We start from the raw sequence: 19,460 nt of genomic DNA on the forward strand, positions 1-19,460 counted from the left end.
CTACCCCCCGCCGGTCTACGCCCGCTCCCCCGCCCCGCTGGCGCCGGACGGCGCCCTGGGGTCGAGCCAGTCGGTCACCGCCGCCCTGGTCGTGACCGACACCGCCGGCCAGCCCCTGGCCACCACGCCCGTGTACCTGTCCCTGGCCGGGAGCGGCGGCTCGGGTCCCGTGCCCGCGGCCGGTTCGGCCGTGGCCACCGGAGGGCCGGCCGGGCCCAAGGCCCTCGGCGCCGCCCCGGAGCCGTTCGTGACCGACGCCGCCGGGCGGATCCTGATCACCTACTCGACCCCGGCGGGCCCGCCGGACAGCGGGACCGACACCATCGCCGCCCAGAGCGGGGCGTCGGCCCCGGCCACCACGGCCACGACCGGCTACACCTACGCCCCCGCCCCCTTCGTGTTCAGCCCCTCGCCGGTGGCCGCCCCCGGCGGGGTCGGGGCGGGCCAGACGGCCCCGGTGACCCTGACCGTGCGCTCCGGGGGCCAGCCCCGGCCCGGCGGCACCGTGTACCTGTCGTTCACCGCCGCCCCCGGAGGGGGAACGGCGACGGTCGGGGCCACCCCGCTCGGTCCCGACCCCGCCCCGTTCGTCGCCGACGCCGGGGGACGGGTCACGATCGGGTACCGGGCCCCGTCCCCGGAGCCCGCCGGCGGGACGGATCTGATCACCGCCCAGGACGCGGCCAGCGGGCCGGCCACGTCGGCGGCGGACCGCTACACGTTCGCCCCGGCGGCCGGGGGCGCCCAGGGCTACTGGCTGGTGGCGCGTGACGGCGGGATCTTCAGCTTCGGCGCCGCCGGCTACCACGGGTCGGAGGGAGGCACCCCGCTCAACGCCCCGATGGTGGGGATGGCGGCGGTGCCCGACGGCCTCGGCTACTGGTGCGTGGGCTCCGACGGCGGGGTCTTCACCTTCGGTGACGCCCGCTTCTTCGGCTCGGCCGGCGCCGTGCATCTGGCCCGGCCCATCGTGGGGATGGCGCCGACCGCCGACGGGCGCGGCTACTGGCTGGTGGCCGCCGACGGCGGGATCTTCAACTACGGGGACGCCGCCTTCTACGGCTCGGAGGGCCGGGTGAGACAGACCGCCACGGTGATCGGGATGGCCGCCACTCCCGACGGGGGCGGGTACTGGATCGCCTCGGCCGACGGGTCGGTGCAGGCGTTCGGGGACGCCCGCTCCTACGGCTCGGCCCGGGGCACCCGGCTCAACGCCCCGATCGTCGGGATGGCGTCCACCGCCACGGGCAACGGCTACTGGCTGGTGGGCGCCGACGGCGGGATCTTCAGCTTCGGGGACGCCTTCTTCTTCGGCTCCACCGGAGGGCTGCACCTCCAGGCCCCGATCGTGGGGATGGCGCCCACGGCCAACGGGGCCGGGTACTGGTTCGTGGCGTCCGACGGCGGGGTGTTCAGCTACGGCAACGCCGCCTTCCACGGATCGATGGGCGGGGTCCGCCTGGTGCAGCCGGTCCTGGGCATGGCGGTGGGCTGATCTCATCCGTCCGTGCCCCCGACGGCGAATGACCGGCGGCCGATCTACCCTGGAGCCCTGCCCAGAGACAGGAGCACGAGATGGTCGTAGGCAACATCCTCGGACCCGACGGCATCATCGTGATCGTCGTCGTGGGGCTGGTGCTGCTGTTCGGCGGTTCCAAGCTCCCCGGCCTGGCCCGGTCGCTCGGATCCGCCTCGCACGAGTTCAAGCGGGGCATGGAGGACGGCTCCACCGATGGCAAGGCCGATGGCAAGGCCGACGCCAAGGCGGAGAAGAAGGAAGCCGGCTCGGACTGACCCCCCGGCCGTAGGCTGACGGGTCGTGGTGACCACGACCGTCCAGGTCCCGACCCGGGTCCTGGTGTTCGGCATGGCCCGCGCCGACGGCACGATCCTGGCGGCGGAGCTCATGCCGGTGGCGGCGGCGTGCGGCCAGAGCGCCGATCAGGTCCGGTCGTGCCTCAGGCGGCTGGTCGAGGAGGGGCTGTTCGCCCGGCGGGGGCGGGGGGCCGACGCCGTGTACGAGGCCACGGCCGCGGGGCTGGCGGCCCTGGCCGAGCCGATGGAGCGCACCCGGCTGGCCTACTCGCAGGACGCCGCCGGGCGGGGGTGGGACCGGCAGTGGCGCCTGGTCGGCTTCGCCGTCCCGGAGCAGAACCGGGCGGCGCGTGACGCCTTCCGCCAGCGCCTCCTGGCCCTGGGCGGGGCCTCCGTGCAGGGCGGCCTCTACGTCAGCCCCCACCCCTGGCACAAGGACGTGAGGGCCGAGGCGGACCGCCTGGGGCTGGTCGACGCCCTCACCCTGGTGGTGACCGACGACCTCGAGGTGGCCGGGCTGCGCGACCCCCGGGAGCTGGCCCGGCGGCTGTGGCGGCTCGACGAGGTGGCGCGCCGGTACCAGGCCTTCATCGACGTATTCGGGGGGGTGCCCGACGAGCTGGCGGCGCTGCGGGCCCGCCAGGAGCGCCTCGACGACACCACCTTCCTCACCCTGGCCCTGCGGATGGCGGTGGCCTTCCAGGAGTGCTTCTCCCGGGACCCCCTGCTGCCTCCCGAGCTCCTCCCCCGCCCCTGGCCCGGGCGTCAGGCCCGGGAGCTGTCGGCCAACAGCCGGCGCCTGTCCCGGGCCATGCGGCAGGCCAAGGGCCTGCCTCCGCTGTTCCGGGCCTACGACGAGGTGGTGGACGGATAGTCGGGGCCCCCACCGGAGCCCCGCCATGGGCTCAGCGGGAGGAGACGGCGGCGATCACGCTCGGCGGGACCGGGCTCATCGTGCAGGAGGCCTCGACCCCCGAGCTGACGACCCGGAGGGTCATGGTGCAGTCCTGGACCACCGGGGTGCGGGCCAGGTCGACGTCGAGGACCGGCACGCCGCCGGCGGCGATCTGCAGGAAGTGCCCGGAGGCGATGGTGGCGGTGGCGGCCACGGTGTGGCCCCCGGGCATGTCCACCAGGACCTGGGGCTGGCCGGACGGGCCGGGCGGGCCGATGGTCACGGTCCGTCCCGCCACTGCCGAGAGCTCGGCCACCGAGACGTCGATGACGCCCGTGGCCCGGGAGATGGCCGTGACCGTGACCTTCCGGTCCGCCCACAGCCGGTGGCGGTCGAAGTGGACCTGGGACAGGTCGACGGTGACCGTCTGGAGCCGCAGGCCCGGGCCGGCCGGGACGTCGCTCAGCTGCACGTGCAGGCCCTGGACCCGGCCCTGGCCGATGGACTCGTACAGGAACGGGAACCCCGATATCGACGCCGTCCCCGACGTGGCCCCGGTCGAGCGCCGGGCCTGGGCCGCCACCGCCCGGGCGGCCAGCCACTTGGCCCCGAAGTCGGCCCCCACCAGCGCCGCCACCACGAGGACGACGATCAGGACCACCAGGCGGCGGATCATCCCGAAGATCATCCCGGCGTCAACCAGGCCTCGACGGCCTCGGCCAGGGTCATGTCCCCGGACATCCGCAGCCGGCCGCTCATGAAGGCATGGTGGGGGTCGAGCCGGCCCGAGGCCATCAGCAGGAAGTCGAGGAGATCGACGCTGTAGCTGAGCGCCGGGCGCTGGCTCGTGGGCCACTCCCCCGGGAGCGTCTGGTCCGAGGCGAAGCGCACCGGGTGGGTGTGGACGCCGTCGGCGGCGCGCACCTCGAACTGCACCAGGAAGGGGCGGGTCCCGCGATCGGGATCGAGACGGCCCGGCCCCAGCATGGTGAACACCCGCTCCAGCGCGACCGACGGCGCACCGAGCCGCTTGTCCAGCTCGGGCGCCGGCCCCTCCAACAGTCGCGCCAGGCCCTCGCGATCGGCGAACGAAGGCTCGCTGCCGGGCTCGCTCACGGCCGAGACCCTAGGGGCGCCGCCGTCTTGATCGGGCGCCACCCCCTACCGCTAGATTCCTCGACCGTGACCGTTGCACCCGATCCTTCCGGGCCCCGCGCCCGGCGGTCGATCCGGAGCAGGGCCGTCCCCGGCCTGGCGCTTCTGGCCCTGCTGCTCTCGGGCTGCACCTTCCACTTCGAGAACAACACGGGCGCGACCAAGCAGGGCCACCTCATCTTCCGGATGTTCCAGGGCTTCGACATCGTGGCCCTGGCCGTCGGGGTGTTCGTGTGGGCGCTGATCTTCTGGTGCATCCTGGCCTACCGTCGCCGGCACCGGGACCACTGGCCGCCCCAGACCCACCACAATCTTCCATGGGAGGTGGCCTACACCACCATCCCGGTCCTGATCGTCGGGGTCCTGTTCGGCTACACCTACGTGGCCGAGAACTCGGTGGACAAAGTCGTGGCCAACCCCGACAACGTGATGACGATCACCGCCTTCCAGTGGGGCTGGAAGTTCGACTACAACACGCCGGACGGGGCAAAGGCGGAGGTGATCTCCGATCCCAACCACTACGGCACCTTCGAGCTCCCCAACAACCAGGTCACCCGGGTCAACCTGGTCACCGCCGACGTGGTCCACGAGTTCTTCGTCCCTGAGTTCAACTTCGAGCGCTACGCCCAGTCCGGGGTCACCAACGTCTTCGACCTGACCCCCACCAGGACGGGGACCTTCATCGGCCGCTGCGCCCAGTTCTGCGGGCTGCACCACGACCTCATGATCTTCTACGTGAAGGTCGTCCAGCCCGCCCAGTTCCAGACGTGGCTGCAACAGCAGGAAAGGCCGACGACATGACCCTTCTGGCCGAGCGCCGGCCGTCCGCTCCCCAGGAGGAGCCGCACGAGGAGCACCGCAGCGGGCTCCTCTACTGGCTGACCAGCACCGACCACAAGGTGATCGGGAAGAACTACCTGGTCACCACGGTCGTGTTCCTCCTGTGCGGCGGGCTCATGGCCATGTTCATCCGGGTGCAGCTGTTCTGGCCCAACAGCACCTTCACCAGCCAGGAGACGTTCAACCAGCTGTTCACCATGCACGGCACCGTGATGCTGCTGCTGTTCGCGGGACCGTTCGCCTTTGCCGGGTTCGCCAACTACGTCGTCCCGCTGCAGGTGGGGGCGCCCGACATGGCGTTCCCCCGCCTGAACGCCCTGTCGTACTGGCTGTTCCTCTCGGGCGGGATCATCATGCTGTCGAGCTTCCTGGTGGCGGGCGGCGCGGCCAGCTTCGGGTGGACCGCCTACGCCCCGCTGTCGGACTCGCTCAACAGCCCGGGCGCCGGCGCCGACCTGTGGGTCGTCGCGCTGTTCCTGACCGGGTTCTCGGCCATCTTCTCCGGGATCAACCTGGTGGCCACGACCTTTGCCCTGCGGGCCCCCGGCATGACCATGTTCCGCCTGCCGATCTTCACCTGGAACATGCTCGTGACCGCCATCCTGATCCTGATCGCCTTCCCGGTTCTCACCAGCGCCCTGGTGATGCTGTACTTCGACCGCCACTTCCACACCCACATCTTCGAGGTGGCCGGCGGCGGTGCTCCGATCCTCTGGCAACACCTCTTCTGGTTCTTCGGCCACCCGGAGGTGTACATCCTGGCCTTGCCGTACTTCGGGATCGTCTCCGACGTGATCCCGGTGTTCTCGCGCCGGCCGCTGTTCGGGTACCGGGGGATGGTCTTCGCCACCCTGACCATCGCCGGGCTGTCCACGGGGGTGTGGGCCCACCACATGTTCACCACCGGCGTGGTGCTGCTGCCGTTCTTCTCGGCCATGACGATGCTCATCGCCGTGCCGACCGGGATCAAGTTCTTCTCGTGGATCGGCACGATGTGGCGGGGGGCCGTCCAGTTCGCGTCCCCGATGGTGTGGTCGGTCGGGTTCCTGGTCGTGTTCCTGGCCGGCGGCCTGTCCGGGGTGATCCTGGCCAGCCCGCCGCTCGACTTCTACACCAACAACACCTACTTCGTGGTGGCCCACTTCCACGAGGTGCTGATCGGCACCACGATCTTCGGCGGCTTCGCCGGTGTGTACTACTGGTATCCCAAGATGACGGGACGGATGCACCGGGAGAAGTTGGCCAACGCCCACTTTGCCCTGGCGTTCATCGGCTTCTGGTTCCAGACCATCCCGCAGTACCTGGCCGGGCTGCACGGCATGCCCCGCCGCATCGCCATCTACCAGCCGTCCGACGGCTGGACGTCGCTCAACCGGCTCTCCTCGTTCGGGGCCTGGTGCATCGGGGCGTCGTTCCTGTTCTTCCTCTGGAACATGTGGATCTCGTGGCGCAAGCCCATCCCGGCCGGCAGCAACCCCTGGGACGCCGGCAGCCTGGAGTGGGCCACCAGCTCGCCCCCGCCCCACCACAACTTCCACGCCATCCCCCCGATCCGCTCCGAGCGGCCGGTGTGGGACGCCAACCACCCCGATCTGGCGGGGCTGGAGGAGCCCCGCATCCCGGCCGGGGTGGGGGCGGGCTCTCCGGACGGTGACCATGGCTCCTGACGAGGACGCCGGGCCGAGCGAGGGTGAGGGCCCCCTGAGGGGCATGGGCCGGCACCACTCGGTCTCCGGCCCCGACGAACCGACCGCCAGCCATCCCATCGAGGGCCTCCTGAGCGAGCCTCACCACCGCGTCAGCGGCCACTACCACTCGCAGCGCAAGGTCTGGAAGGGCTACCGGGTCGAGGCGTGGGTGTATCTGGGGGTGGCGCTCTTCTTCGCCGTGGTGTGCGCCTTCTACTGGTTCTTCTCCTACGAGCACGCCGGGTCGGTGATGCTGCTCCTCACCGCCTTCCTCGGCTTCCTCCCCGGCGCCTACCTGTTCTGGTGGGGCCGGCACATGCCGCCCCGGCCCGAGGACTCCGAGGCCGCCGAGCTGCAGGACGGCGCCGGCACCGTCGGGGCCTTCCCGTCGTCGAGCATCTGGCCCTTCGTGATGGGCTCCGGAGCCGCCTTCACCTGCCTGGCCCTCGTGTTCGGGCCGTGGTGGGGCGTGCTGGGCGGCGCCCTGGTCGTCGGCTGCCTCGTGGGCTACACCCTCGAGAGCCGCCGGGGCGGCTACGTCTGAGCTCTTAGCTATAGCTAGCGCTTCCCGAAGGGCAGCGGGGGCAGGGTGACGGGCGGCGGGCTGCCCCCTCCCCCGCCGGGGGGCCGGGTCACCGGCTGCGCCGGCCGGGTGGTGGACGTGGTGCTGGTCGACGTGGTCGAGGTCGACGTGGTGGACGACGACGTGGTGGTGGACGACGGGGAGCTCGGGCTCACGCTGGGCGGCCCGGCCGGATAGCTCTTCACGACGGGTGAGTGGCCGAGCAGGGCGGCCATCATCGCCGGGGCGTTGCCGTCCATGCCGAGGGCCCAGATGCCCAGGCCGAGCAGGTGGGCCGAGTCGGCCAGCTGCGCCTTCAGCCCGACCGACTGGGGATCGTCGTAGTACACCTCGTGCCACTGCCCGCCGGGGTCCTCGAACGCCGTCCAGGGCACCGCCCCCTGCGGGTCCCAGTAGGTGGCCGAGCCGGCCGCGGCCACCTGGGCGTAGCTGACCGGGACGGGCCCGGACACCGCCGCCGCCCGGGGGGCGTTCGACGCCGTCTGCCACTCGTAGCCGTAGAACGGCACCCCGAGGATGACCTTGGCGGCCGGGACCGTGGCGGCATAGGCCCGGACGGCGGCCTGGTCGCTCGGGGAGCCTCCGCCGAGCGGGGCGTTCGGCGAGGCCGTCCCCGACCGGTACATGTCGTAGGCCATCACGAAGAAGGCGTCCACGGCCGGCGCCAGGTGCGAGACGTCGAAGAAGCCGTCGGGGTCCCCGGCCGAGCCGGCGTAGGTGTCGACGGTGAACTGCCAGTGGGGGTCGGCGGCCCGCAGCCGGCCGCCCAGGTAGTCGACTAGTCGCACCAGGCCGGCCCGGTCCCCGGCCCCGGTGCCCTCGAAGTCGAGGTTGACCCCGTCGAGGGCCTTGGCCCGCACGGCGGCGATCATCCCGTCGGCCAGCTTGGCGTCGGCCGCGGGGTCGGAGGTGAGGTGGTCCAGGGCGGCCTGGTCGAAGCACTCCACGGTCAGCACGACCCGGTCCCCGGCCCGGTGGGCCCGGGAGATCAGATCGGCCAGGGCCTGGCTCTGATAGCCGTTCCAGCCCGGCCCGGAGGTCACCAGGCTGCCGTCGGCGGCGGCGTCGACCCCGAAGTAGGCGATCGTCGTCAGGTCACCCACGTCGTAGCCACCGGAGGCGCCGAGGGTCCAGTAGGGGGCAAAGCCGAAGACCTCGTGGGGCCGCAGCACCACCGCGCTCACCGCGGGGGGAGCGGGCAGCGGGGCGCCCACCGCGGGCGGGAGCGGGGGCGCCGGCGGGGCCAGGGAGGCGGCGGCGGCGTTGGGCCGGTCGGGCGGCGCCGGGTCGGCCATGACCACCTGAGCGTGCCCCTGGGGGCCGCGGTGGGCGGCCCGGGCAGCGGAGGCGTGGAGAGACGCGGCGGGGAGCAGGGAGCCGCCGGAGACCGCCAGCAGGCACGTGAGGGCGGCTGCCCCGACCACGTCCCGACGCCAGATGACCGCGAGGCGCATTCCCCGGACTTCGACGCCGGGGAGGCGACTCCTCCTGTCAGCCCCCGCCCGGGCCGTCCCCGTCCGGTCCGTTCCGGCCGGGTCCGTTGCCACCCGCGCCGTTGCTCCGGCGCCGGCCGAAGAAGCCGCGCTGGCGGCGGGCCTCGACCTCCGCCTCGACGGCGTCCTCCCGGCTCACCGTCCGCACCCCGGGGATGGCCGAGGGAGCGGTGGACGGGGCCACGGCGGTGGCGGCGGACACCGGCGGGGCCGGGCCGCGGGGCGCCCGGCCCGCACCGACCAGCTCGGGCTGTCCCCCGGGAACGATCTCGGGCACGGTCGCCTCCCCCACCGGGGCCGGGTGCAGCTCCTCGGGCTGCTCGAGGGGGTGCAGCTCGGCGGGCACGGCCTCGTAGCCGCCGTCGGCGGTGCGGACGATGACGTTGGGCCGGGGGCGGAAGCCGGCGCTCGGGACCGCCGACAGCTCCTTGCACAGGAGGTAGGTGACCGGGCCCACGACCAGGGGGGCCGCGATCAGGCTGATCCGCAGGGTCCACACCACGGCCTGGACCGAGGTGTCGAGGAACACGGCGATGACGTCCTCGGAGCCGCCGAGCAGCATCACGAGGAAGAACGTCAGCAGTCCGGCGCCGATGGCGGTCCGCACCGGCCGGTCCCGGGGCCGGTCCAGCAGGTTGTGGTGGGCGTAGTCCCGCGTAAGGCGCGCTTCCAGGAACGGCCACGCCCCCAGCACGGTGAACAGGATGCCCGGCATGAACAGCGCCGGCCAGAAGGCGTTGGCGACCATGTGCCCGGGGAGGTGCAGCTCCCAGTTGGGCATCAGGCGCAGGGCGCCGTCCATCCATCCGATGTACCAGTCGGGCTGGGTGAACGAGCTGACCCGGATGGGGTCGTAGGGCCCGAACAGCCAGATGGGGTTGATCTGGGCCACCCCGCCGAGGGCGGCGATGACCCCGAACAGCATGAAGAAGTAGCCGCCGGACTTGGCGGCGTAGGCCGGCCACATCGGCGTGCCGACCACGTTGGTCTCGGTGGCTCCCTTGCCGGGGAACTGGCTGTGGTGCTGGCGCATGATGATCGCCAGGTGCGCGGTCAGCAGGACGGCGATGAGTATGGGCACCACGAACACGTGCAACACCAGCATGTGGGGGATGATCGAGTTGCCCGGGAAGTTGCCCCCGTACAGCAGGTACACGAACCACGGTCCGATCAGTGGTATCGACTCGAAGACCGAGTAGAAGATCCGCAGCCCGGTCCCCGAGACCAGGTCGTCGGGCAGCGAGTAGCCGAGGAAGCCGTTGAGCAGGGCCAGGGTGAGCAGGCCCAGTCCGATGGTCCAGTTGATCTCGCGGGGCTTGCGGAAGGCGCCGGTGAAGAAGATGCGGCACATGTGGATGCCGATGGCGCCGATGAAGATGACGGCGGCCCAGTGGTGCATCTGACGGATGACCAGTCCGGCGCGCACCGAGAAGCTGAGGTCGAGCGTCGAGGCGTAGGCCTCGGACATGTGGACGCCCCGGAGCGGGAGGTAGGCGCCGTGGTACACGATCTCGTGGGCCGAGTCCACGAAGAAGAACGTGACGTAGACCCCGGTGAGGATCAGGATGATGAACGAGTAGAGGGCTATCTCCCCCAACATGAACGACCAGTGGTCGGGGAAGATGTAGTTGAGGAGCCACCGGCCGGCGCCGGCCAGGCCCAGGCGCTCGTCGATGTCCCGGCCCTGCTTGATCGCAGCCGTCTTTCCCACCGCGGCGGCCCGGGCCCGCATCCCGATCGGGCGGTTGCGCCCGCCGATCATGCTCACCCTCCCCTGCTCCAGAAACCGGGTCCGATCGGCTCACCGTACCCCGCCCGGGCCCGCAGATAGCCGTTGTCGTCCATCATCAGGGGGAGCTGGGGCAGGGGCCGGGGCGCCGGCCCGAAGACCACGGCCGCCCCGTCGAGGACGTCGAAGGTCGACTCGTGGCAGGGGCACAGGAGCTTCTGGAACTGGGCCTCGTACTGGCCCACCGGGCAGCCGGCGTGGGTGCAGACCTTGGAGAACGCCAGGTACCCGGCCGGGGACCACTTCTCCAGGTCGGGCCGGCCGGGAGGGGCCACGGGAGTGGTGGCCGCCCGGACGAGAAGGGTCTGGTCGTCAGTGGCGTCGGTGTAGCCGTGGGGGAACACGGTCAGCGAGCCCCCGACGTCCAGGGTGCTGATGTGCACGGGGCGGTTCTCTTCGTCGACGACGAGGGCCCCCGCCTTCCACTGCGTCGTGTACAGCGGGCCGCCCGCCTTGGGTCCCTTGTCGGTCAACGAGCGCAGGGGGAACAGGAGGATGGCGCCCATGAGGCCGTTGACCCCGATGAACATCTTGAGCAGGAACGAGCGCCGGCCCTCCACCGCCACCCGCCCCCGCTGGAACGTCTCCGAGAAGCGCTCCTGGTTGGTCTCCGAGGTGAGGACCTCGCGCTCCTCGACGAAGGGGCCCTTCGGCATCAGCCACTTGCCCCAGGCGGCCATGCCGAAGCCGATGCCGCCGAAGAGGACGAACAGCATCATCCCCTCGATCTGCGGCTGCCCGTTCTGGGTGTAGATCCAGCCGAGCACGAACACCGACAGGGTGGCCAGCAGGAACGACAGGCCGACGACCAGCTCGGCCCGGCGCGGGTGGCGGGCGGCAATGGCCATGTGCTCGGCCCACGTCTCGGGCTCGTTTACGTCGCTCAGGTCACTCATCGCTCGGCTCGCTCACCACTCGGCTCACTCGTGCCCGTGACCCGCCGCCGGCTCGGGCTTGGCCCGGTCCCCGATCCAGAAGGCGGCCACCATCATCAGCCCCACGCCGAACACGATCCCGACAAAGCCCTCGGTGGTCGGTCCGACGTGACCGAGCGACAGGCCGCCGCGGTCGTCGGGGCGGGTGATGTACCGGACGTACCTGATGATGTCGTTCATGTCCTTGTTCGACATCTGGGCCAGGCTGAACCGCGGCATGTTCCCGGGCCCGGTCCGGATGGCCTCGGCGATGTCGATCGGCGTGTCGGGCTTGAGTGACGGGGCGTAGGCCCCGTAGGACAGGGCTCCCCCCACTCCGACGAAGCTGTGGCAGGTGGCGCAGTTCAGGCGGAACAGCTCACCGCCCTGCTGGAGGTTGGCGCCGGCGGAATTCGGCTTCGGGATCGGCACGCCGCCCGGAGCCAGCGACGCCACGTACTCGGCGATGTCGCGCGCCTGCTTGGCGGACAGGAGCGGCGGCTTGCGCAGGGCCTGCTCGGTGGGCTTCTCCAGCGGCATGCGCCCGGTGCGCACCCAGAAGTCGATGGTGGCGGGGCCGAGACCGGTGAGGGTGGGGGCGCGCGCCGTGCCCTCGGCGTCGGCGCCGTGGCAGGCCGAGCAGGTCTGGACGAACAGCTGGCGCCCGCTGAGCTGCTCGGGCGTCAGGACAGTGTCGTTGTAGGGGGTCCCGCCGGTCTTCCCGAGCGGCCCGTTGCCCGTGGGCTGGGACGCCTGGCCCTGGGCGCCCGTGCTCGAGTCACCGTTCTGGGCCCGGGCCCCGGTGCCGAACACGACGAGGCTCAGTCCCACGCCGAGGGCCACGACCCCCGCCACCGCGCCGGCACGGCGCGCCACCCTGCGCAGTCCCACCCGCCGCGGTCCGGTACGTGCCGCCACCGGTTCAGCCACCGAGGAGGAACAGGGCGCTGTACAGGAAGATCCACACGATGTCGACGAAGTGCCAGTAGTAGGTGACCACCTGGAACACCGAGCGTTCCCCGGGGTCACCGCCGGGGCCGAGCAGCCTCCCGAGGAACATGGCCATGGCCACCAGGCCCACGAACACGTGCAGGCCGTGCAGCCCGGTCATCAGGAAGAACAGCGACCCGAAGGCATTGGTCGAGATGCGGAAGTGGACGTGGAACCACTCGTATCCCTGGTTGGCCAGGAACAGCGAGCCCATGATGAACGTGACCACGACCCACCGCCGGGCCTGGGCCCGGTTGTGGCGGCGCTCCTCCGACCACAGCGCCCGCTGCATGGTGAAGCTGGACGCCACCAGGATGGCGGTGAAGATCCCCGACTGGATGACGTCGAGCTCGATGCCCTTGGGCGGCCAGACGTGGTTGACGGTGTCCTGGGCCCGGATGGTGAAGTAGGAGGCGAACAGCCCGGCGAAGAACATCAGCTCCGAGCCGAGCCACACCATCACCCCGACGTTGAGCGCGGGGGGCCGCGCCGGCATGGTCCAACCCGGCTGCAGGGATTCCGCGTGGGTGTCCGCCGCCAGCGCCTCGGTCACGGCCCCTTTACTAGTCGACGCGGGCGTGGTGGATCTAACCGACGAGACCGAGCTCGAGCGCCCGGGCCGCGGCCTCCTGGCGACCCCGCACCTCGAGCTTGACGTAGATGTGGTTGAGGTGGGTCTTCACCGTGGCCGGGGACAGGAACAGGTCCTCGGCGATCTCCCGGTTGCGCGCTCCCCGCACCAGGTGGGCCAGGATCTGGCGCTCCCGGTCGGTCAGGTCGGCGGCCCCGTCGGGGGTCGTGCTCCCGGTCGGCGTCACCACCCCGGCCAGAGCCGGGACCAGCGACGGGGACAGGGCCCGGCCGCCGTCGAGCACGGTCCGCACCCCGGCCAGCAGCTCCTCACCGGTGCTGGACGCCGCCAGGATCCCGTCGGCGCCGGCGGTGGCCAGCGCCACCAGCTCGGGGCGACGGGCCCGGTCGACCAGCGCCACGACCCGGGCCCCGGCGTCCTTGGCCACCTGGGTGACGGCGGCGGGATCCTCCTCCAGGTGGGCGCCGAGGACCACCAGAGCAGGGCGACGGGACCGGATCACGACCCGGGCGCGCCCGGCCGATCCCAGCTCCTCGAGGAGCCGGAAGCTAATAGTTGGCAGCGCCCGACCGATACCCATGCGGACGAGCGGCCACTGATCGACGACGACCAGGGTCGTTGGCGCCATGGCCGTCACAGGCTATTGCCACCGAACGTGAGGGCCGGGTCAGCTCTCCACTAGTCAGCGCGGGCTACTCCCCGTGGTGACCATTCCATGGCCCGTTCTGGTCATAAGCCGCGTTCGGACCGACCGTCTGGGCGATGCCTCGGAAGTCCCGGATGTCCGATAACTGCATCCATGGCACAAAGGACCAAGAACCTCTCCCGGGTCCGCAGCACCAACGACTACGGCGTCGACGAGGAGCAGCTGGTTATCGAGCACCTCCCGCTGGCCCAGCGGGCGGTGTCGGACATGCTCCAGCGGGTGCCCCGTCACGTCTCCCGCAGCGATCTGCTCTCGGCGGCCATGGCCGGCCTGGCGCAGGCCGCCCGGGCGTTCGATCCGGACCGGGGGATCAACTTCGACCGCTTCGCCTCGGCCCGGATCCGCGGCGCCCTCCTGGACGAGCTGCGCAGCCGCGACTGGGCCAGCCGCTCGGTCCGGGCCCGGGCCCGCAACGTGGCGGCCGCCGTCGACGACCTGACCGCCCGCAACGGGGTGGCGCCCAGCTCCGCCCAGGTGGCCGAGCACCTGGGGATGGAGAAGGAGAGCCTCGACAGCCTGTCCGGGGACGTCCACCGGGCGGTGGTGCTGAACTTCGACGCCCTGGTGGTCGACGGGGACGGCAGCTCGGTCCTGCCCGCCGACGAACGGGGCCCCGACTCCCAGATCCTCGACCGGGAGCGCCGGTCGTACCTCCTCGACGCCGTGGCCGCCCTCCCCGAGCGCATGCGCCACGTGGTCGTGGGCTACTTCTTCGACGAGCGCCCGATGCGCGAGCTGGCCGACGAGCTCGACGTGACCGAGTCCCGGATCTCCCAGATCCGCGCCGAGGCCCTGGTCATGCTCAAGACCGCTCTCGACGCCCACCTGGACGAGGGCCAGCCGCTGATCGACCTCTCGCCCCGGGCCGCCCGGCGCACCGCCGCCTACCTCGACGCCGTCAGCTCCGGCTCGGACTGGCGGTCCCGCATCGACCCGGTGCCGTCGAAGCCCCGCCTCACGACCCTGTAGGCCCGGCGGGGGGTCACGAGCCGCTCGGTGCGCCCCGCAGGCCCTCCAGCACCCGGGGCAGGTCCCGGGTGTACACCACGGTCAGCCGGCGGGTGGCGCGGGTCAGGGCCACGTAGAGGGACCGCAGCCCCTGGGCCGCCTCCTCCACCAGCGCCGCCGGCTCCACCACCAGGACCGAGTCGAACTCCAGGCCCTTGGCCAGGCCCGCCGGGACCAGGGTGACGGGCCGCTCCAGCCCGTCCCTCTCGGGCAGCCCCAGCGCCACCCCCTGGCGGCCCAGGGCCCCCTCCAGGGGCTCGGCCAGCCGGGCCGCCCACGAGTCGGGACAGATCACGACCACGTTGCCGGGGGCCACCTCGGCCAGCTCGTCGGCCACGACCCGGGCCAGGGCCGAGGGGAGCGACTCCCCGCCCGGGACCGCCACCGCCACCGGGAGCACGCCGGTCTCGCGCACCGAGCGGGGCGGGGTGAGGGCGGGGTCGGCCGCCTCGAGAACCACCCCCGCCACGTCCATGATCTCGGCCGGCGTGCGGTAGTTCACCGACAGCTCGACGACCGTGGGCGGCCGCTTGGGGGAGAGGTGGCGGACGACGTCGTCCCATCCCGAGGGGGCCTGGGCCCCGGTGGCCTGGGCCACGTCCCCGACCACGGTCATCGAGCCCGAGATCGAGCGGCGGGCAAGCATCCGTAGCTGCATGGGCGAGAAGTCCTGGGCCTCGTCCACCACGATGTGCCCGTAGGCCCGGGGCCCGTCCTCCGCCTCCCCCGGGCCCGGGTTCCGGTGGGCCGGGCCGAGCAGCACCTTGGCCTCGTCGAGCAGGGCCAGATCCGCCGCCGTCCACGGGATCTCGTCCAGTCCCCCGGAGCGGGGGCGGAACAGGAGGTCGGCCTCGGCCTGGGTCAGCACGCCCCGGGCCGCCAGGGCCAGCAGGGGCCGGGCCCCGAACAGGTCGTGGAGCAGCTCCACGGCGGAAAGGCGGGGCCACATCCGGTCGAGGGCGCGCACCACGTCTGCGTGTCCCCGGAGGCGGACGCGTAGCTCGGCCTCGTCGAGGGCGCGGGACCCGTCGACGGGCTCCTCCTCGGGCTCGGGGAACAGGGGCACCACCGGAGCCAGGCCGGGCTCCGGCTCCGGCTCCACGACCGACCGGGCGTCGCCGTCCTCGGCGGCCGGCCCTCTCTCCACCGCCTCGAGGTAGCGCTGGTGCAGCAGGCGGAACAGCTCGGCCTCGACGTGGCGGCGGCGGGCGTTGTGCGTCCCGTGCCGGCGCCGCCCCGCCGCCACCACCGCGGCGGTGTCCTGGGTGCCGAGGCGCAGCACGTAGGGGCCGATGCCGACCTCGAGCCCCTGGGGCAGCGGGCGCTCGCGGTCCCGGACGGCCCGGCGGATCAGCCGGGCCATCCGCTCCTGGCCCTTCAGCGCCGCCAGCGCCGGCCGCTCGGTGGCCCGCACCCGGACCTCGGCCACCAGCCCCCCGAGCGTCGTCAGGGCCACCCCGCTCTCCCCGAGCGACGGCAGAACCTGCTCGATGTAGCGCAGGAACACCTGGTTGGGGCCCACCACCAGGACGCCCTGGCGCTCCAGGGGGAAGCGGTGGGTGTACAGCAGGTAGGCGGCCCGGTGCAGCGCCACCGCCGTCTTGCCGGTCCCGGGCCCGCCCTGGACGATCATCAGGCCCGCCAGTGGGGCCCGGATGATCTGGTCCTGCTCGGCCTGGATGGTGGCGACGATGTCGCGCATGTGGCCGGTCCGGGCCCGGTCCAGGCTCGACAGGAGGATGCCCCCGATGGCGGCGTCACCGCCCGACCCGTCGCCGAAGACCTCCTCCTCGATGGCGAGCAGGGTCCGTCCCTCGGTGAGGAAGTGGCGGCGGCGCACCAGGCCCATGGGGTGGGCGCCCGTGGCCCGGTAGAAGGGCTCGGCCACCGGCGCCCGCCAGTCCACGACGAGCGGGTCGTGGTCGGGCCCGGACACCGCCAGGCGCCCGATGTGGAAGCTCTCGGCCCCGCCATCTCCGCCGGCTCCATGCCCCTGGCCGGCTCCGCCGGCGCCGGCGCCGCGGTCGATGCGCCCGAAGCACAGCGACTCCCGCCCGATGTTCAGCCGCTCGATGCGGGCCAGGCTGGAGCCGACGATGACGTCCCGCTCCTCCCGGGCCTGGTGGGTGCCCCCGCGGCCCTGCGAGATGACCGAGGCGATCATCCGCCTGGCCGCCTCCCGCATCCTCTCGAGCTGCTGGTAGGCGCGGTCGATGTGGGCCTGCTCGGCCGCTAGGTCGGGGTGCGTCGCCAAATGCTCCTGACCCGCTCCTAATCCACTCCGGGACCTCACGACGGGCCCAAGGGAGTCGACAAGCATACGACAACCACGGCGCGTCACTGCCGCCCACCTCCGGCCGCCCTAACGTCGACCCGTGGCCGAACCGGGGGACTCCCCCTTCCTGCAGGCGTGCCGGCGCCAACCCACCGACCGCGTGCCGGTGTGGTTCATGCGCCAGGCGGGGCGGGCGCTCCCCGAGTACCGGCGCCTCCGCGGCGAGGGCAGCATCCTCGACGCCGTCGCCGACCCCGCCCTGGCGGCCGAGATCACCCTGCAACCGGTGCGGCGCTACGGCGTCGACGCCGCCATCCTCTTCTCCGACATCGTCGTGCCCCTGGCCGCCATCGGGTTCGGGGTGGACCTCGTGCCCGGCATCGGACCGGTGATCGACAGGCCCTTCCGGGGCGAAGCCGATCTCTCCCGTCTCCGCCCCCTCGTGCCCACCGGGGACGTGCCCCACGTGCTGGAGACGGTGCGGATCCTGCTCGGGGAGCTGGACGTGCCGCTCATCGGCTTTGCCGGGGCGCCGTTCACCCTGGCCAGCTACATCATCGAGGGGGGCCCCACCCGGGACTTCGTCCGCACCAAGAGCCTCATGCACTCCGATCCCGATCTGTGGGACCGGCTCCTCGGCGCCCTGGCCGAGCTGTCCCTCACGTTCCTCCGGGCCCAGGCGGCCGAGGGGGTCGCCGCCGTCCAGCTCTTCGACAGCTGGGCCGGGGCGCTGTCCCCCGCCGACTACCGGGACCTGGTGCTCCCCTACAGCCGCCGGGTGCTCGAGGGGCTGGCCGACACCGGCGTGCCGCGCATCCACTTCGGCGTCGGCACCGGGGAGCTCCTCGAGCTGATGGCCGCCGCCGGCGCCGACGTGGTGGGCGTCGACTGGCGGGTCCCGCTCGGCGAGGCCCGCCGCCGCGTCGGCCCCGACCGGGCCGTCCAGGGCAACCTCGACCCCGCCGCCTGCCTGGCGCCGTGGCCGGTCGTCGAGCGGATGGCCCGCCGGGTGCTGGCCGAGGCGGGGCCGGCGCCGGGCCACGTGTTCAACCTCGGCCACGGCGTGCTCCCCGACACCGACCCCGGGATCCTCGAGCGGGTCGTCGAGCTCGTGCACACCGAAGGGGCGCCCCCGGGGGGCGGATCGTGACCACCGGCGTGCTCCTCATGTCCTACGGGTCCCCGGAGTCGCCCGCCGACGTGGAGCGTTACTACACCGACGTCAGGCGGGGCCGGCCTCCCACACCGGAGCAGCTGGCCGACCTGCGCCGGCGCTACGACGCCATCGGCGGCCTCTCCCCCCTGGCCCGGCGCACCCGGGACCAGGCCGCCGGCGTGCAGCGGGCGCTCGACGAGGCGGCGCCCGGCGCCTTCCGGGTCTTCTGCGGGACCAAGCACTCCCGGCCCTCGATCGAGGAGGGGGTCCGGGCGGTGGCCCGCGCCGGCCTCCCCGGTCTGGTGGCGCTGGTCCTGGCCCCGCACTACTCGCCGCTCTCCGTCGGGGAGTACCTGGACCGGGCCCGCGCCGAAGGCGCCCGGGCCGGGGTCGACCTCCGGGCCGTCGAGAGCTGGCACCTCGAGCCGGGCCTGGTGGCGGCGCTGGCCACCCGGCTGCGGGTGACCCTCGACGAGGTCGGCACCCCGCCCGACCGGACCGAGGTGCTGGTGACCGCCCACAGCCTCCCCGCCCGCATCCTCGGGACCGGGGACCCCTACCCCGACCAGCTCCGCCAGACGGGCGAGGCCCTGACCGGCGCCGCCGGCGTCGACCGGTGGCGGGTGGCCTGGCAGAGCGCGGGCCGCACCCCCGAGCCCTGGCTGGGCCCGGATGTCCTGGAGGCGATCTCCGAAGCCGCCTCGGCGGGCGCGGCGGGCGTGGTCGTGTGCCCGGCCGGATTCACCTCCGACCACCTCGAGGTCCTCTACGACCTCGACATCGAGGCCCGGCGGGCGGCCGAGGGTCTCGGGCTGCGCTTCGCCCGCACCGCCTCGCTCAACGACGACCCCGAGCTGTGCCGGACCCTGGCCGGCGTGATCATGCGGGCGGCCGCGCCTTGACCGGCGGGGCCTTGACCGGCGGGGCCTTGACCGGCCGGGCCTTGACCGGCGGCAGCATGGCGCCCGGCCCCGGGAGGAGCTCCCCCCGCCCCCCCGAAATGCTTTTTCACCTGCCGTATATGAATTTTCATATATGGCAGCCAATTTCACGCAGAGCGCGGTGGTCCTCGCACGACTGGTGTGCGAGACGGGCCAGAGGGTCGGCACCGCGTGGCACTGCACCCACGGTCCGTGAGAAAGAGCCCGCCGTATGAGGACTTTCACATACGGCACGAGATTTCTCGTAGCGGGAGGTCCGGGGGGAGACCCCCGCGGCAGCGCCGCCGCAACGAGGTGGCCGGGCCGTTGAGCGCGACCGTGGTCGTGGTGGGCGGGGGGATCACCGGCCTCGCCGCGGCGTGGGAGCTGACCCAGGGGGCGCCGGGGCGCCAGGTGGTGCTCCTCGAGGCGGGGGCGGAGGTGGGCGGCAAGATCCGCGCTGGCTCCGTCGCCGGGGTCGAGGTGGAGGTGGGCCCCGACGCCTTCCTGGCCCGGGTGCCCCACGCCGTCGAGCTGTGCACCGAGCTCGGCCTGGGAGACGAGCTGGTGGCTCCCGCCGCCGGCCACGCCTACGTCTGGTCCCGGGGCCGGCTCCGCCGCCTCCCCCCGGGACTGGTCCT

General features: G+C 72.8%; 19 protein-coding genes. 10 read left to right on the forward strand and 9 right to left on the reverse strand.

Translation table 11 applies throughout. The features are described 5' to 3' along the window. The 3 genes from VFW24_13230 to VFW24_13240 all read left to right on the forward strand — a co-directional run. A partial coding sequence (locus VFW24_13230) for a hypothetical protein (protein HEX5267727.1) occupies positions 1-1,495 on the forward strand: 1,495 nt, incomplete at its 5' end. An 80-nt stretch (positions 1,496-1,575) separates the two neighbouring features. After that, positions 1,576-1,794, forward strand: a complete 219-nt coding sequence (locus VFW24_13235) for a twin-arginine translocase TatA/TatE family subunit (GenBank protein HEX5267728.1) — start codon at positions 1,576-1,578, stop codon at positions 1,792-1,794. A 25-nt stretch (positions 1,795-1,819) separates the two neighbouring features. Further along, positions 1,820-2,689, forward strand: coding sequence for a PaaX family transcriptional regulator C-terminal domain-containing protein (locus VFW24_13240; protein HEX5267729.1), 870 nt, complete (start codon positions 1,820-1,822; stop codon positions 2,687-2,689). A 31-nt stretch (positions 2,690-2,720) separates the two neighbouring features. On the opposite strand, the gene VFW24_13245 is transcribed toward VFW24_13240, so the two are convergent. Beyond that, positions 2,721-3,386: an LmeA family phospholipid-binding protein gene (locus VFW24_13245; protein HEX5267730.1), complete on the reverse strand. Its 666-nt coding sequence runs from the start codon at positions 3,384-3,386 to the stop codon at positions 2,721-2,723. An 8-nt stretch (positions 3,387-3,394) separates the two neighbouring features. After that, complete coding sequence (locus tag VFW24_13250) at positions 3,395-3,826, reverse strand: SCP2 sterol-binding domain-containing protein (GenBank protein ID HEX5267731.1); 432 nt, start codon at positions 3,824-3,826, stop codon at positions 3,395-3,397. A gap of 66 nt (positions 3,827-3,892) precedes the next feature. Between VFW24_13250 and VFW24_13255 the strand changes: the two genes are divergently transcribed. From VFW24_13255 to VFW24_13265, 3 genes are read left to right on the forward strand one after another with little or no spacing between them, the layout of a single operon-like run. After that, positions 3,893-4,666: a cytochrome c oxidase subunit II gene (locus tag VFW24_13255; GenBank protein ID HEX5267732.1), complete on the forward strand. Its 774-nt coding sequence runs from the start codon at positions 3,893-3,895 to the stop codon at positions 4,664-4,666. After that, positions 4,633-6,372, forward strand: a complete 1,740-nt coding sequence (gene ctaD, locus VFW24_13260) for a cytochrome c oxidase subunit I (protein ID HEX5267733.1) — start codon at positions 4,633-4,635, stop codon at positions 6,370-6,372. The genes VFW24_13255 and ctaD overlap by 34 nt, the downstream gene beginning before the upstream one ends. Further along, the gene (locus VFW24_13265; protein ID HEX5267734.1) at positions 6,362-6,937 is read left to right on the forward strand and encodes a cytochrome c oxidase subunit 4; all 576 of its coding nucleotides are present in this window, start codon (positions 6,362-6,364) and stop codon (positions 6,935-6,937) included. Before ctaD ends, VFW24_13265 begins: the two co-directional genes overlap by 11 nt. A 14-nt stretch (positions 6,938-6,951) precedes the next feature. On the opposite strand, the gene VFW24_13270 is transcribed toward VFW24_13265, so the two are convergent. Genes VFW24_13270 through VFW24_13295 form a run of 6 tightly spaced genes read right to left on the reverse strand, consistent with a single transcriptional unit; the run spans position 6,952 to position 13,382 of the window. Then, positions 6,952-8,430, reverse strand: coding sequence for a glycosyl hydrolase family 18 protein (locus VFW24_13270; GenBank protein ID HEX5267735.1), 1,479 nt, complete (start codon positions 8,428-8,430; stop codon positions 6,952-6,954). 37 nt (positions 8,431-8,467) lie between these two features. Continuing rightward, positions 8,468-10,231: a cytochrome bc complex cytochrome b subunit gene (locus VFW24_13275; GenBank protein ID HEX5267736.1), complete on the reverse strand. Its 1,764-nt coding sequence runs from the start codon at positions 10,229-10,231 to the stop codon at positions 8,468-8,470. Positions 10,232-10,233: 2 nt separating this feature from the next. Continuing rightward, positions 10,234-11,154: a Rieske 2Fe-2S domain-containing protein gene (locus VFW24_13280; GenBank protein ID HEX5267737.1), complete on the reverse strand. Its 921-nt coding sequence runs from the start codon at positions 11,152-11,154 to the stop codon at positions 10,234-10,236. Between the two features lie 24 nt (positions 11,155-11,178). Next, positions 11,179-12,063: a c-type cytochrome gene (locus VFW24_13285; protein ID HEX5267738.1), complete on the reverse strand. Its 885-nt coding sequence runs from the start codon at positions 12,061-12,063 to the stop codon at positions 11,179-11,181. Positions 12,064-12,094: 31 nt separating this feature from the next. Continuing rightward, positions 12,095-12,715: a heme-copper oxidase subunit III gene (locus tag VFW24_13290; protein ID HEX5267739.1), complete on the reverse strand. Its 621-nt coding sequence runs from the start codon at positions 12,713-12,715 to the stop codon at positions 12,095-12,097. Positions 12,716-12,749: 34 nt separating this feature from the next. Beyond that, positions 12,750-13,382: a response regulator transcription factor gene (locus VFW24_13295; GenBank protein HEX5267740.1), complete on the reverse strand. Its 633-nt coding sequence runs from the start codon at positions 13,380-13,382 to the stop codon at positions 12,750-12,752. Positions 13,383-13,553: 171 nt separating this feature from the next. Here VFW24_13295 and VFW24_13300 point away from each other — a divergent pair, with 171 nt between their 5' ends. Continuing rightward, complete coding sequence (locus tag VFW24_13300) at positions 13,554-14,429, forward strand: sigma-70 family RNA polymerase sigma factor (GenBank protein HEX5267741.1); 876 nt, start codon at positions 13,554-13,556, stop codon at positions 14,427-14,429. A 13-nt stretch (positions 14,430-14,442) separates the two neighbouring features. Here VFW24_13300 and VFW24_13305 read toward each other — a convergent pair whose 3' ends face one another. Continuing rightward, entirely contained in the window at positions 14,443-16,722 is a 2,280-nt protein-coding gene (locus tag VFW24_13305) for an ATP-binding domain-containing protein (protein HEX5267742.1), read from the reverse strand. A 121-nt stretch (positions 16,723-16,843) separates the two neighbouring features. On the opposite strand from VFW24_13305, the gene hemE reads away from it, so the two are divergent. The 3 genes from hemE to VFW24_13320 all read left to right on the forward strand — a co-directional run. Next, the gene (hemE, locus tag VFW24_13310; GenBank protein HEX5267743.1) at positions 16,844-17,893 is read left to right on the forward strand and encodes a uroporphyrinogen decarboxylase; all 1,050 of its coding nucleotides are present in this window, start codon (positions 16,844-16,846) and stop codon (positions 17,891-17,893) included. Next, a complete protein-coding gene (gene hemH / locus VFW24_13315; GenBank protein ID HEX5267744.1) occupies positions 17,890-18,801 on the forward strand; it encodes a ferrochelatase in 912 nt (303 codons plus the stop codon). Before hemE ends, hemH begins: the two co-directional genes overlap by 4 nt. Positions 18,802-19,146: 345 nt before the next feature. Then, positions 19,147-19,460: FAD-dependent oxidoreductase (locus VFW24_13320; protein ID HEX5267745.1), on the forward strand; the 314-nt coding region annotated here is incomplete at its 3' end.

It is taken from the genome of Acidimicrobiales bacterium (assembly GCA_036273495.1).
Classification (GTDB): Bacteria; Actinomycetota; Acidimicrobiia; order Acidimicrobiales; family JAJPHE01; genus DASSEU01.

Bases quoted from the DNA above. Each gene is read 5' to 3' on its own strand.
- VFW24_13300 (HEX5267741.1), top strand. From the start codon at position 13,554: ATGGCACAAAGGACCAAGAACCTCTCCCGGGTCCGCAGCACCAACGAC.
- VFW24_13245 (HEX5267730.1), bottom strand. From the start codon at position 3,386: ATGATCCGCCGCCTGGTGGTCCTGATCGTCGTCCTCGTGGTGGCGGCG.
- VFW24_13280 (HEX5267737.1), bottom strand. From the start codon at position 11,154: ATGAGTGACCTGAGCGACGTAAACGAGCCCGAGACGTGGGCCGAGCAC.
- VFW24_13270 (HEX5267735.1), bottom strand. From the start codon at position 8,430: ATGCGCCTCGCGGTCATCTGGCGTCGGGACGTGGTCGGGGCAGCCGCC.
- VFW24_13235 (HEX5267728.1), top strand. From the start codon at position 1,576: ATGGTCGTAGGCAACATCCTCGGACCCGACGGCATCATCGTGATCGTC.
- VFW24_13265 (HEX5267734.1), top strand. From the start codon at position 6,362: ATGGCTCCTGACGAGGACGCCGGGCCGAGCGAGGGTGAGGGCCCCCTG.
- VFW24_13275 (HEX5267736.1), bottom strand. From the start codon at position 10,231: ATGATCGGCGGGCGCAACCGCCCGATCGGGATGCGGGCCCGGGCCGCC.
- VFW24_13295 (HEX5267740.1), bottom strand. From the start codon at position 13,382: ATGGCGCCAACGACCCTGGTCGTCGTCGATCAGTGGCCGCTCGTCCGC.